This window comes from Rossellomorea marisflavi, from assembly GCF_009806575.1.
GTDB lineage: Bacteria > Bacillota > Bacilli > Bacillales > Bacillaceae_B > Rossellomorea > Rossellomorea marisflavi_A.
The window spans coordinates 925,167-938,156 of sequence record NZ_CP047095.1; the positions used below are offsets into that span (position 1 = coordinate 925,167).

The 12,990-nt window shown below is 42.7% G+C and carries 18 protein-coding genes; 9 read left to right on the forward strand and 9 right to left on the reverse strand.

Annotated elements, in window-relative coordinates; genetic code table 11:
* Positions 1-16: 16 nt before the first annotated feature.
* Positions 17-439, reverse strand: a complete 423-nt coding sequence (locus D5E69_RS04960; protein ID WP_159129355.1) for a helix-turn-helix domain-containing protein — start codon at positions 437-439, stop codon at positions 17-19.
* A 160-nt stretch (positions 440-599) separates the two neighbouring features.
* Here D5E69_RS04960 and D5E69_RS04965 point away from each other — a divergent pair, with 160 nt between their 5' ends.
* A complete protein-coding gene (locus tag D5E69_RS04965; RefSeq protein ID WP_048005394.1) occupies positions 600-842 on the forward strand; it encodes a hypothetical protein in 243 nt (80 codons plus the stop codon).
* Between the two features lie 376 nt (positions 843-1,218).
* On the opposite strand, the gene D5E69_RS04970 is transcribed toward D5E69_RS04965, so the two are convergent.
* From D5E69_RS04970 to D5E69_RS04990, 5 genes are all read right to left on the reverse strand, one after another.
* On the reverse strand, positions 1,219-1,566 hold the full coding sequence (locus D5E69_RS04970; RefSeq protein WP_159129356.1) for an SH3 domain-containing protein: 348 nt from the start codon (positions 1,564-1,566) through the stop codon (positions 1,219-1,221).
* Between the two features lie 19 nt (positions 1,567-1,585).
* On the reverse strand, positions 1,586-1,879 hold the full coding sequence (locus D5E69_RS04975) for a hypothetical protein (protein WP_159129357.1): 294 nt from the start codon (positions 1,877-1,879) through the stop codon (positions 1,586-1,588).
* Positions 1,880-1,989: 110 nt separating this feature from the next.
* Positions 1,990-2,208: a helix-turn-helix domain-containing protein gene (locus D5E69_RS04980; RefSeq protein ID WP_048005391.1), complete on the reverse strand. Its 219-nt coding sequence runs from the start codon at positions 2,206-2,208 to the stop codon at positions 1,990-1,992.
* 10 nt (positions 2,209-2,218) lie between these two features.
* Positions 2,219-2,695 (reverse strand): DUF2975 domain-containing protein, encoded by a 477-nt coding sequence (locus D5E69_RS04985; RefSeq protein ID WP_048005390.1) that lies wholly within the window; start codon positions 2,693-2,695, stop codon positions 2,219-2,221.
* A 140-nt stretch (positions 2,696-2,835) separates the two neighbouring features.
* Positions 2,836-3,246 carry a hypothetical protein gene (locus tag D5E69_RS04990; protein WP_159129358.1) on the reverse strand — a complete coding sequence of 137 codons (411 nt, stop codon included), beginning with the start codon at positions 3,244-3,246 and terminating at the stop codon, positions 2,836-2,838.
* Positions 3,247-3,483: 237 nt separating this feature from the next.
* Here D5E69_RS04990 and D5E69_RS04995 point away from each other — a divergent pair, with 237 nt between their 5' ends.
* Positions 3,484-4,182 (forward strand): 4'-phosphopantetheinyl transferase family protein, encoded by a 699-nt coding sequence (locus D5E69_RS04995; protein WP_159129359.1) that lies wholly within the window; start codon positions 3,484-3,486, stop codon positions 4,180-4,182.
* A gap of 31 nt (positions 4,183-4,213) precedes the next feature.
* Here the strand turns inward: D5E69_RS04995 and D5E69_RS05000 are convergent, their stop codons facing one another.
* From D5E69_RS05000 to D5E69_RS23345, 3 genes are read right to left on the reverse strand one after another with little or no spacing between them, the layout of a single operon-like run.
* The gene (locus D5E69_RS05000) at positions 4,214-4,870 is read right to left on the reverse strand and encodes a GAP family protein (protein WP_048005387.1); all 657 of its coding nucleotides are present in this window, start codon (positions 4,868-4,870) and stop codon (positions 4,214-4,216) included.
* Between the two features lie 21 nt (positions 4,871-4,891).
* Positions 4,892-5,629 carry a MerR family transcriptional regulator gene (locus D5E69_RS05005; protein WP_048005386.1) on the reverse strand — a complete coding sequence of 246 codons (738 nt, stop codon included), beginning with the start codon at positions 5,627-5,629 and terminating at the stop codon, positions 4,892-4,894.
* A gap of 16 nt (positions 5,630-5,645) precedes the next feature.
* Complete coding sequence (locus tag D5E69_RS23345) at positions 5,646-5,798, reverse strand: hypothetical protein (RefSeq protein ID WP_048005385.1); 153 nt, start codon at positions 5,796-5,798, stop codon at positions 5,646-5,648.
* Positions 5,799-5,957: 159 nt separating this feature from the next.
* Here D5E69_RS23345 and D5E69_RS05010 point away from each other — a divergent pair, with 159 nt between their 5' ends.
* The 7 genes from D5E69_RS05010 to D5E69_RS05040 all read left to right on the forward strand — a co-directional run bounded on the left by D5E69_RS05010 (position 5,958) and on the right by D5E69_RS05040 (position 12,990).
* Complete coding sequence (locus D5E69_RS05010) at positions 5,958-6,617, forward strand: DUF4097 family beta strand repeat-containing protein (protein ID WP_048005384.1); 660 nt, start codon at positions 5,958-5,960, stop codon at positions 6,615-6,617.
* A gap of 31 nt (positions 6,618-6,648) precedes the next feature.
* On the forward strand, positions 6,649-7,137 hold the full coding sequence (locus tag D5E69_RS05015; RefSeq protein ID WP_048005383.1) for a PadR family transcriptional regulator: 489 nt from the start codon (positions 6,649-6,651) through the stop codon (positions 7,135-7,137).
* A gap of 94 nt (positions 7,138-7,231) precedes the next feature.
* A complete protein-coding gene (locus D5E69_RS05020) occupies positions 7,232-7,951 on the forward strand; it encodes an ABC transporter ATP-binding protein (RefSeq protein WP_048015980.1) in 720 nt (239 codons plus the stop codon).
* On the forward strand, positions 7,920-10,361 hold the full coding sequence (locus tag D5E69_RS05025; protein WP_159129360.1) for an ABC transporter permease: 2,442 nt from the start codon (positions 7,920-7,922) through the stop codon (positions 10,359-10,361). The genes D5E69_RS05020 and D5E69_RS05025 overlap by 32 nt, the downstream gene beginning before the upstream one ends.
* A 137-nt stretch (positions 10,362-10,498) precedes the next feature.
* Positions 10,499-11,458, forward strand: a complete 960-nt coding sequence (locus tag D5E69_RS05030; RefSeq protein WP_048005380.1) for an ABC transporter ATP-binding protein — start codon at positions 10,499-10,501, stop codon at positions 11,456-11,458.
* Positions 11,442-12,212, forward strand: a complete 771-nt coding sequence (locus tag D5E69_RS05035) for an ABC transporter permease (protein ID WP_197082286.1) — start codon at positions 11,442-11,444, stop codon at positions 12,210-12,212. Before D5E69_RS05030 ends, D5E69_RS05035 begins: the two co-directional genes overlap by 17 nt.
* Position 12,213: 1 nt before the next feature.
* Entirely contained in the window at positions 12,214-12,990 is a 777-nt protein-coding gene (locus tag D5E69_RS05040) for an SDR family NAD(P)-dependent oxidoreductase (protein WP_048013754.1), read from the forward strand.

Here is a 12,990-nt window from a genome sequence, read left to right on the forward strand (position 1 = left end):
TGGGGCGTATGGTTGATCAATCAAGTGAAAGGCCGGAAGCCTTCAACACGTTCTTCTTATACATCTCTTTGACGGCCAGGGGCATCTTGCGTTCGTTCACCCATTCGTCTTTGAGCATCAGATATTCTTTGCGCATCTCTTCGGGAAGGACCACCTCATAGAGATCGCTCAGGCGAGTGACCTTCAAGACTGCCATGATGGAAAAGAGCTGTGTTTTATTGATGGAGGTTCCCTTTCCGTTAACCATTTCGGAAATCGTTCCGACCCTCATCCCCGTCATCTCGGCCAGCTGCTTCTGGGTGACGCCCCGCTCTTTTAACAGCTCATCAAGCTTCACCACAAAGTGAGCCCCGCTCAGTTCCATCGCCGTATCCACCACGACACTGTTCATCATGCTGTGGCCGCCTTCGATCAATGTATCCACTTCAATCTTCTTCATTTCTTCTGTCTCTCCAATCGATGTTCAATTCCCTTTGCCGGAGTTTATCATACCAATAGGCTCCTGAATATGCCACTGATGGGATTGAAGAGAGGAGGGATACAATTTTTGTCAAAAGGTGTATAGTGGAGGGAAACGAAAAAGGAGAGGGGAACGAAACATGTTCTTCAGAAAAATGACGGAGGAAGAAAAGAGGAATTCAACAAAAGCGAGTGGGAAGGCCTTTTCCGTTTTATTGATCGTCTTGTTGGGGCATTCCGTTTATACGTATGTAAAGACGTCGGAGACAGGGGCTTCATTTACGATCATGCTGGTGGGGGTGGCGGTGTTTTTTGGGAGTGATTTTCTTTATAATATGCGATCTAAGTGGCGAAATAGAGACGGAATGAGCGCTAGAAAGTAATGATATAATCGAGAATTTGGATGGCCGTGGAAATGCGAGCAATCAGAGAATGGGTCGGAATGTTCTCATCTATACAAAAGAGCCTTCATGTAAAAACTGAGGGGGCTCTATTTCATTCAGCTTATTTCGTTCACTCGAAACCGGATATACTCCGCCAACACGAAAGCACCAATTAGGGCTCCTGAAATAGAAAACGTAAGAACCCTGCGGTGCCAGTTCAGGTTATGCCTCATAACGAGACCTGAAGCGAGTAAGGAAATAAAGAATGTTTTCACAGTCAATCTCCTTTCAGTTTATACATGAATGTCCTCTTAGTGTCAGTCAGTTTCTTGTTTCTATTCAGGCAACAGCAAAAGCCACCCGACAATAGGTGGCTTTACGTTATCTTCTTAAGGCAAATATCTGGGATCCAGCCTTCTTCACCGGTATCCCTGCGGCAGAAGGTCCATTCATTCAGTTGATGCATACAGGTCAACGTTTCTCCTGCCTCCACCGTGAGTTCATGGGCTGAATAGTCCTCGGATACCGTAGCGAAGTGGGGTCGTTTATCCTGCGAAAGGATTTGTTTCGGTACCCACCCCTTCTTTCCTGATGGGGAGGTACAGAAGATCCAGTTGGGGTACTCGGTGTCTTCCTTTCCATAGATGACCTTGTCCCCAGTTTTTAACGTAATGGGATCCGGATAGGTGGAGTGGTGAGGCTTGATGACGACGTATTGGTTCATGCTTAGACTCCTTTCATGGTTAGCCAAAAAGGCTCCCCGTCACCAAGATGCATCCAGTGATCAGCATAAGAATTGCTGATAACAGGATCGTTGTCATGCTTTTTGCGTAGGTCCTGCCATTGTCCACCCTGGATAGTTCAGCAAATCCGGCAAGGAAGGAGAGGAGGGTAAGAACAAGGACGATGGATAATGGGTGGATATGGAGCTTGTATTCTGTAAAGGTGACGATCATGGATGATGAAGTGGCAAGGAAGAACAGGGAGATGCAGATAAGGGTTGCGATAAAGGACGCGTTGTTAAGAGTTTGGTTCATTGAGCCTCCTAGTTTTGTTTTAGAATATATTACCACATTTGAGGATTCCGGTGGACAAAAAACGCCATCTCCCTGTCTCAGGAAGATGGCGTTTTTTATAGATGAAGGTGTCAAGGCGCTTCATCTTCTTTCACATACTCCAGTATATCCCCGGGCTGACAGTCCAGCGCTTTGCAGATCGCTTCAAGGGTGGAAAGACGGATGGCTTTGGCTTTCCCATTCTTCAGGATGGAGAGGTTGGCCATGGTGATGCCGACTTTCTCGGACAGCTCCGTGACACTCATCTTCCGTTTGGCCAGCATGACGTCGATATGAATGATGATTCCCATTGTATCCCCCTCACACCGTCAAATCATTTTCAGTTTTAATGAAAATGGCTTCACGTAATAGTTTTTGGAGGACGGCAGCGAATACCGCGATGACGAGGGAGGCGAAGATCGGGACGAGTCCAACGAGGATCAGCCCCGGTGCATCATCCTTATCAGCGATCATGAAGACGAACGGCAATGCGGCAACGTAGAGAACGCTGACCGAGAGCGCATACCGTTTGATCTTTTTCAGGATCGTCACGGAGCGATCAGAGAACGCCTCTTGGCGATCGATGAGACCAAGGAGCGAAAAGGACTGGACCAGTGCCATGATGAAAGGGATCACGGTGATATAAATCAGCACAACGGCTGGATAGAGTAATGGTGCGTACTCCGGATCGGCCGGATTCCTGACCAATTGGACGGCCCCTGCGACGCATATAGCGAGGACGGGGATGCCCATGCAGAACAGAACGACCTTGAGGAATAATGTTGAGCCTTGTTTCATGCAGGTCACCTCTTATGGTTTCTTATAGATGAATGTATCATTTTATTTATTGATTTACAATAAATAATTGTTAATACATGATAAAAAAGAGCAACCTCTGCTTTATCAGGCAACGGTTACTCCTGTTTCGTTGATGTGTTTTACTTTTCATGGGTGTAGATCAATTCTTTTGAACCTGGTTTGTAGCTGAAATCAATTTCTTCTGTCTCAAACGGCTCTTTATTTTCAGATACCAGAATGACCGAGTATCGTTCGTCCTTTTTTAGTTCGACTGGGAGTGATGAGATTTTCCTGGTGGTATATTCTTCAACGGTATTGAGGTCCCGATCATCTAGTACATACGCATCTTTGAGTTCTACGCTTCCCACTTGGATGGCTTCGAGTATCGTGTTTTTTTCAATATTTTCAGGAGTGAACTGTATCTTCATATAGTAAGTGGATGGGGGATTCTTGTATTCGGTTATCTCATGTGTATGGAATTCATCTTCCTTGCCGCAGCCTGCTATCAGAACCAGTCCAATGATCCAAAAGTGGATAAATGACTTTTTCAATGGAAAACCCCCTTAATAGTTATCATACATCCCTTATTTAATAAAAGTACGTTTAGTACAAATTAGCCGCTTAGGAACAATGGAACTAGAATGGTTTCAAATAGCTTATTAGTTTACTAAACAGAAAGTCATTAAGTGATTATCCTAAAACCCAGTAATTCACGCAATAGATTTATCTATATGTGGGCTTTATCATAGTAAGAAGATCATTAGACTGTGCGCGGGAGGGAAGATAGATTGAATTTGAAAGAAAATGAAGTGCATATTTGGTGGACAACGTTTGATACGTATCATAAAAATCTGAATCATTTAGATAAAGTAGAACAGGAAAAAGTAACCCGTTTAAAGTTTCCAAAGGATCAAGAGCACCAAGCCATAACCTATACTTTTTTAAGAGATGTCTTGGCAGAGTATACTGGGCAACGTCCCGAAGATATTGAGATAAGTAGGGACTGCTTGGGATGTGGGGCTCAACATGGGAAACCGGCGTTATTGAATGAAAGTCAAATCAAGTTCAACCTTTCTCATACTGCTCATTTTGTAGTGGTGGGAGTGAGTAACTGTGAGTTGGGGATAGATATTGAAGAAGCTGATGAAGCCAAAGATGTGGAGTTTCTTTACTCAGCCCTTTCACAATATGAGAAAGAACAAGTAGACCCCAAGGAAAAAACAAAAGGATTGCTCACATATTGGACGCGCAAGGAATCGATTGTTAAAGCACTGGGAGTCGGATTGACGATTGATTTGCAGGCACTGGTGCTGTCTGGGTGTAGTGAAGCTCCTCGTATTGTGGCTTTTCCAGATGGGAAACTACCTAATGCCACAATGGTGGATTTCGAGTTGGAGGATGTAATGGGTTGCGTGACGCTTCTTGAAGCCAAAGAACAACCCGTAAATTTGATTTTCCGTCGACACGCTGCTTTTTGTCAATCATGAAGAAACCCACCATATTGGTGGGTTTTCAAGTTTATAGATAATCAAGCGTGTTAAAAATCAAGATTAATCCAACGATGCACATGATCCAGGATAATGCAGAATCTGAACCGGTTGTTAAACGGGTGCGAAGCTTATTCAGGCTGCTGGTCACCCATGTTCCGAATACTTTGTAGCTGAAAAAGATCAAGATCGCAGGGAGAATCATGATGATGTTATAGATGATGAGAATTGGGAGCCATTGATAATAGGGAAGTTGATTGGTAGTCAACAATCCGACAGCGGCAAAGTATGGAAGAGCTGTTCCAGCCTCGATAAGAAAAGTGGTCACGCCGATTAGGACAACAGAGATAATGCTTTGAGTTTTAGGGATGGGGACACGATTCTTTTGATTCTTAGGCAGGAAAAAGCTTGCCACGAACAGAATGACGCCGATGCTGAAAATCCCCCAGCTGACGACCCTATTCTGGAACAGGTTCGAAAAGGCATCAATCACATACCCTAGGCCAAGCATCAAAATGACACCGAGGGAAAAATACAGGATGACAACGGTAGAGAGGTAGGCAAACAATCGTGAGGCCATATTCTTATTATCCTTCAAAATTAGTAGAAGGGTGACGCCAATAATGGTTGGACTTAACGTGTCCAACAGGGCTAAACCGCCTAGATAGAGTAATAGCTCAGTTCCCATGTGTTCCTCCAATGGTTGAGATTAAGAATTCTTCGCCATGTAATGGATATAGGCATTCTTCATGAAATCAAGGACTTCTTGATCAATGGGGTATAAGTTGTGCTTCCTGGATTCTTCTGGAGACATACGAATATCCCAAAGTTTGTCTAAGAAGGCATCCTCGTCTCCAAAGTTCTCAGCTCTTTTTTCGTCCATACGTTTGATGATATTTTGAATTCGGGGGTCACTATATTTAAGGTGGATGTACTTCTTCAATTGTCCTAATAAGGCAATCCATTCGAGGGAGTCTGGATCGCTACTGGTCATATTCGGCAAACGATCGAGAACTTCGTAATTCTTTATATCTAATTCATTCTGTTTATACGTGAGGACTTCTTTTGAATCCCTTGTATATAGGCTCATGATTTTTTGAATTCGGAACTCTTCTCCCTCGATGGCGATTCCGTTAATCAGCTCCCTGAGGTTATATTCGATCTTGGAAAGTCGATCTTTCTCTGCCATTACGTAGGATAGCTGCTTCATTAAGCTAATCGACCAGTCCCATTCTTCAGATTCCAACATGATTTTAATTTCACTAAGTTGGAAGCCGATTGTTTTCAGGAATTGAATCTGCTGAAGCTTCTGCAATTCCGTATTCGAATATAACCTATGACCCCCTTGGGTCTTCGATGCAGGTTTTAATAATTCAATCTTGTCATAATACCTTAAGGTCCTAACGGATACGCCACTCATTTTTTTAACTTCATTGATATGTAGCAAGGCAATTCCTACTTCCCTATTCCTTTTTTGCTGAGCCCGACATGGAGTATTTTAGAACATAGCCTATTCCCAACCCGATTAGTACACCAGGGATCGCATTATCAAATAGTAAGCCGATCCCAGCCCCTGCAATCACACAGCCGTAGATAATAACATCTTCTTTTTTCAAGTTAAATCTCCTCCTTTTATTTTTTAACACGATAATGAATATAGTGTAAGTATAAAAGATGACGTTACGTCACTTTCAACTATTTTGAATCTTCCTTTGCGTAAAGTTTGAAAGTGACCTTACGTCATCTTATATAATGGGTTCGAAGGAGGTTGGGTTATGATGAAAAAATTCATTTTTGGTGTACTGGTGGCTTTATTCAGCCTTGCTGGATGTTCTACCGGTGAAAAGGATGTACTGGTAAATAAGGAATCCGTCGACGATGTAAATGAGATTGTAGTGAACTTTGCAAGCACAGATGTTGATGTTCAGGTAAGTGATACGTCTGAATTAGAGGCGCATCTTACAGTTTATGATGATGGTCCAGGCGTGACCCTGGATAAGTCGTCAAACCGGTTGACCGTGGATCTGGATAGCAGTATTGCACGATTGGTTAAGAAGAAGCCAACTCTTGAATTGATGATTCCACAAGACTTTAATGGCAAGCTCATCCTTGATGGTTCTTCAGGGAATATATCTGGTAAAGATTTAAATCAAACCGACATTGAAGTTAAAGCGAGTAGTGGGAATGTGAAGTTACATTTTGCCGAGTTGAATGGGGATGTAGAGGTATCCACTTCAAGCGGTAAGGCTACGATTGAATTCGATGAAGAGACACCCGATCTGAATCTGGATGTCAGTACGAACAGTGGTAGTCAATCCATCAATATGTCATTGGATGAATCAACAAAAGACAAAAGAAAAGTGAAGGGAACATCAGGAAATGGCGGAAATGAAATGAAAATTAAAACCAAATCAGGGAGCATAAAGGTGAATTGATTAAATAGGGACTAGAAAAGTAGGGAAGAACATGACTGTTAAATTCACAATATTGGGATTTTTATATAGGAAGAATTTACACGGCTATGATATCATCGCGGAATTCAATGAACTCTCTCATCATCAATGGCCCCTAAATCCGGGTCAGGTTTATTCCACATTAGAGAGACTGGAAAGAGATGGGTTGGTTACGTCACTAGGGGAAAATGAGAAGGGAAGGATTCATTATCAAATTACCCAAGAGGGGAGAGAAGCTCTTTTTGACTGGATATCGTCTCCTGTTAAAAGGCCCCTATTAAGGGATGAACTGTACATGAAATATTTACTGGCCGAAAGTAAGGGGTTGGAGGGAATAGAGGAATTGCTACAGTCTCAGAAAGAATTGATTCTCCAACAGATCCTTTTACTTACGGACTTTAAGAAGACGATCGATCATAAGCATTTTAAGAAGATCATCTATGGGGGACTACTACATCTGGAGGCAGATTTAAAGTGGTTGGAGTACATCAAGGATGAATGATCATAAAGATGGTGAAGTTTTTTTTGTAGGGTAATAGATACTGAGTATCTATACCCAGTATCTATCAAGGAAAATGTGAAGGAGTGAGGAACATATGATCACTGTAGATAACGTGTTCAAGCATTTTGAACAGGGAGATATGAAAATCGAGGTTCTAAAGGGAGTAAACCTCTCGATTAAAGAAGGAGAGTTTGTTGCCATCATGGGTCCGAGTGGATCGGGTAAAAGTACCCTTCTTCAACTTCTTGGAGGGTTGGATACTCCATCATCTGGTCATGTGAGAATACAAGAGAAACCCTTTTCTGATTTGAATGAAAAAAAAAGGACCATTGTGCGTCGCAAGGATATCGGTTTCATCTTTCAGAATTATCAGCTGTTGCCTACTTTGACTGTGGAGGAAAACATCGCCTTCCCGCTACATGCAGACGGGAGAAAAGATAAGGATGGAGAGGAGAAAATCCGATCGATCATCAAAGAGGTGGGATTGGAAGGGCTTGAAAAGAAATCCCCCAATCTATTGAGTGGAGGGCAACAACAGCGTGTTTCCATCGCTAGAGGGTTGATCCATGAACCCAAAATCCTTTTGGCAGATGAACCTACAGGAAACTTGGATCGAAAGCGTGCTGAAGAAATACTGGAGCTACTCGCGAAGTTCAATAAAGAACGAAAGCAGTCCATTATCATGGTAACACATGATATCTTCGCAGCCGGATATGCGGATAAGATTATTTTATTCAAAGATGGAGTGATTGATAAGGAAGTTACTAGGGAGGATCAAGACTATGCTGAATATCTGGCTAGTTTCCTGGCGTAATCTAACGAAGAACAAGAGGAGGTTCTTCTTTACTCTGATTGCCGTCATACTCGGAATTCTGTTGACCACCAGCATGTTGGTGGCGAATAACACAGTGAAAGATACGTTTAGATACTATGAAGAAATCTACGCAGGTAATGCAGACTCATGGATCTTGAGTAAGGACTATTCCTTTTCTGAGGGTGAAGTGGAATCGATTAAGCAGCAGGATGCCGTGAAAGACAGCCTGAGTGTCTTGGATAAGCAGACACTGATTGATGTAGATGGTGACAAAGGTCCACCTGAAACCCCGGTAAGGGTGACGGGAGTAAGTGATATCCATAGTAATCTTCTCAAGCTTCCCTTGATCAAGGGAGACCTGGAAGGTGGAGGCTTGATCATCCCCGAAAATGCATCCAAGCTATGGGGGAAGGATATTGGGGATACAGTCACCTTTAAAGGGCTGGGGGAAATTAAAGTAACGGGGATTGTAGGCTTCACTTCTTGGTTAGCAAGCCCTAACAGTTGGGAAGAAGCAGAAGGGAGATCATTCAGGGTCATGATGGACCTTGACACCCTACAGGAGTGGACTGGACTGACCGATCAGATTAGTTATATAAGGCTGCAACATGAAGGAGGTAAAGATCATTTATCACAGTATCAAGATGAATTGAACGGGACACCTTTATACGTTCAACCCGTGGTAATCGATGATTTGAGGAATAACGATGTGGATGGGTTGTACTCTGTATTTTATCTCGTGTCTATCCTTGCACTCTTTATCAGTGGTTTTATCATCTTCAATATGATTTACTCGAGTGTCATCGAGCGTAAAAAGGAATTTTCCATCATGAAGAGTCTTGGATATACGAACTTTAATGTGTTTAAACTTGTATTCATGGAAGTATTTTTACTATCCCTTATCGGAACAGTGATTGCTCTTCCACTCGGAGTATGGTTCGCCGATCTATTTGTTGATATGCTTCTAGGTATCTTCCAAGACACAATGGTTTATACATTGAATTGGCAGAGTGCCACGATCTTATCAGGAATGATCGGACTCCTCTTCCCACTCATAATAGCAGGTATTCCGATGTATATCGCTTTTAAGACCCCTATAATATATGCCTTGAGGAATACGAATAAAGAGTCGAAAACCAGAGTGAAGGTCATCAGATATATACTCGGCTTGGCCTTCATCGGCTTGAGTTTTCTCGATAGTTATTGGGGTTACGTATTCCTGCTTTTCGGAGTCGTTCTCCTTTATCCGGTGGTAATAAGAATGCTTGCGAAGTTGTTAGGACCGTTGATTGAGCGTTTGTTGGGTTATCCCGGACGCTTATCGGTCAGTAATATCAAAGTAAATACCAATCGAAATGCAAATACCTCGGCCATGTTGGCAATCAGTATTGGAGTGGTCATCTTTCTTGGATCGGCATTGGAATCCATTCCTTCGGGATTTGAGAAGGAAATCCGCCAAACCTTCGGTGGAGATATCCAAATCCAATTTGAAGAACCAATTAATGAATCCCAGTTAAACACTGTGAAAAACCATCAGGCTGTGAAAGATATGGCCTGGTATAAGGAGACAATGGTTACTTGGAAAACAGTGGATGGCGAGGCAAAAGAATTTTATTTGATGAGCAACCCTTCCTCTCCGGATTTTCCATTGTTTAAGGGATATGGTCAGGATATTCCTGACGGTGCAGTTCTACTGGGAGAGAGAGCGTTTGATGAGTGGGGTGGGAAAGTTGGCGACTCTGTCAAGATGAACACCCCTGCCGGTGAACGAGAGTATAAGGTGGCCGGAAAAGTTAATACGTCTCAGGATGGGGGCTATGTCGGATTCGTCTCTCAGGAAGAATTTTCACAAGTGTTTAATTGGCAGGGAATTCAGACACTCATGATGGATGTCGATGATTCAAGCAACCCAAAAGACCTGCGCAGGGATTTGCGTCAAGACTTCCCTACAGGCATCTCGACACTTACGCTAGTGGAAGACCAGATTGAGTCATCACAAAGTTCTTTTGATGGTATGAATGAAGTGATGCAATTCCTTATGATTATCGTCATTGCACTTTCAAGCATAGGAATTAGCAATACTTTATTAATGAATACAATGGAGAGGATAGGAGAGATTGGAACCACGCGTGCCATCGGTTTTACAACGAGACAAGTGAGAACGATGGTGATTGGAGAAGGGTTAGTCGTAGGAGTGGCCGGAATCATCGTCGGAGTCGTGTTGGGGATATTTGTTATCTATTTGAACTCCATCTCTAATTCCTCTGCTACTTACATGCCATTCATTATTCCTTGGGGGAATATCGGGCTTGCCATCATGGCGGGTCTTCTACTCTCGGTCATTGCATCCCTATTTCCATCTTTTATTGCAGCGCGTGTAAACTTGATCAATGCACTAAAAGAAAACTAAACTTGTTTTTCTTAGGAGCCTACCAGATGTTTGTGGTAGGTTTTTTTCTTTGTGCTTCATATTGCGTAATATACAGATGTTTTGATGAAGTCTCCTCTATATCATTAAATGTATCACGATTACAGTAGGGAGCTCTTATGGGAATCATTTATGAGATAAACGATATAACAAAAGAATATCCTTCACGGAATATCACGGCCAATAAAGGGATTAACCTTCAAATTCATGAAGGAGAGATCATCGCATTATTAGGTCCGAATGGGGCTGGGAAGTCGACGTTGATTAAACAGATGATGGGGCTTATCAAGCCTACAAGCGGAAGTATTAGACTTTTCGGTGAAGACATACAGGAGAACAGTGCATTTATTACTGAGAATGTGGCTTACTATGCTCAGGATCCACATGCCATCACTTCTTTACGGGTGTGGGAATCCGTTTATTTCTCTTGTCGTTTGAAAGGATTGACAAAGTCCACTTCATTGGAAGAGACGGATCGACTGTTGAAATTAATTGGTTTAGAAGCATTTAGAAAAGACTATATCAAGAATTTATCGGGTGGACAAAAGCGATTGATCAGTGTTGCCCTGACCCTGACGGGGGACCCAAGCGTCATGATCTTTGATGAACCGACAAATGAGCTAGATCCTGTTAAGCGGAAGAAAGTATGGGATATTATCACAGAAAAGAATAGAGAGGGCGCAACCATCATCTTGGTTACCCATAATGTACTAGAAGCAGAGCAAGTAGTGGATCGGGTGGCCATTATTAATGAAGGAAGGCTGGTCGCATTGGATGGGATTAAACAATTGAAGCACAGGATTGATCAGCGAATGAGACTGGACTTATCAGCGAGTGATCAGGCAGTGGCAAATCAATTGTATACATTGATGCTTGAAAGGGACCCCGAACGAGTCACTGATCATAAAATAAGGTTTCTAATACAAAAAGAAGATGTGGTAAATGTGGTGAAAAAGCTAATGGGCTTAGGCGAACGGTTTGATTTTGATTTTTCTTTAGTGCCGCCTACCCTGGAAGATGTTTACCTTCGCTTGGAAGGAGGCGAACCACAGCGTGACTCAATTGGACTTAAAGCATAAACGCATGGGGATTTCGCAGTGGTTAATAGATTTATGGATACTCGTAAGAATTCAGTATGCCAATGTTAGAGAACAATGGCTATTAATCATCATCCTCGCCTCGCTCTTTCCATTGACTACGTTAATGTTACTTCATTTCTTCGTGGAGAACCCCACGAATGACATGGTGCTTCGGATTGTAACGGGCAATATGGTATTCGCGCTGATCATCACAGGAATTAATCTACTGGCTCAGGATCTGTCTTGGCAGAAACATCGAGGGCATTTTGTTTTTTATGCAACACTTCCGATTAGTAAAGTTTCGTTTATATGTGCCAACCTTATTAAAGGCATGATTACGAGCTTCCCATCTTTTATGATTTTAGCTGTTATAGGGGAGACGATCTATGATCTTGAATGGAACTTTCATTGGTTTGTCATACCCCTTATCTTTCTGAGCATTCTGAGTATCGTCGGATTTGGGGTGTTTATTGGCTTCTGGTCCCCTAGTCCCCAAGTAACGAACATCGTACTGCCTAGTTTAATGATGTTCTTGGGGTTTTTGACACCAGTATTAATTGATGGCGAACAGTTACCAAAGATTCTATATTGGATTTCCCTTGTATTCCCAACCACCTATGTGGCGGAGGGGCTAAGGGAAGTGTTGACAAATGGTTTGACCAAAGGGGTCCTAATAGACTCTTCCATTCTAGTCGGCTTTACAGTCGTTTCGTATTTCCTGATATTAAAAAACATAAAATGGAGAATTGAATAATATGAGAAACCATGAAGGCACACGTCAAGTCGTTTTGGTCATTGGGGGGAATTCAGGTATAGGGAAAGGAGTGGCCAAGAAGTTTCTGGAGAACACTGGAAATCAAGTCATCATCACCGGTACCAACCTTCAAAAGGGGATGGATGCACAGGGGGAATTAAGACAGATATCCGAACATGTGGAATTTCATCAAATGGACGTACGTCGTGCCAGTGATGTGAAAAAGGTGATAAAAGAGATTGTGAATCAATATGGAAGTATAGATGTTGCCTGTAACTGTGCAGGGGTAGAGCATCGCTTCGCATCCATGATTGAACTGGAAGAAGAAGAATTTGATCAGGTCATGAACGTGAATTTAAAGGGAGCATGGCTATGTATGAAATACGAAATTAAGCAGATGATGCGCCAGCGTTATGGAGGATCCATCATCAATATCTCATCAGTGAGCGGTCTGAAAACGACGCCCAATGGATCTATTTATTCTGCCAGTAAGCATGCGCTGGAAGGACTGACTAAAACGGCTGCTCATGAATATGCCAGGTTTGGGATTAGAATCAATAATGTGACACCGGGATTGGTTCAGACCCCCATGGCAAATCGTGTACTGGGGGTAAGTGAAGATAGCTCGGATGAGCTCTCTAATAAGTACATTCCTGCAGGTCGAATGGCCAACACAGATGAAATGGCTGAAGCCGTATTTTGGATGGCCTCGAAGCATGCAAGTTATATTATAGGGCATTCTCTTGTGGTGGATGGCGGTCTGGCTCTAGGAAGATAA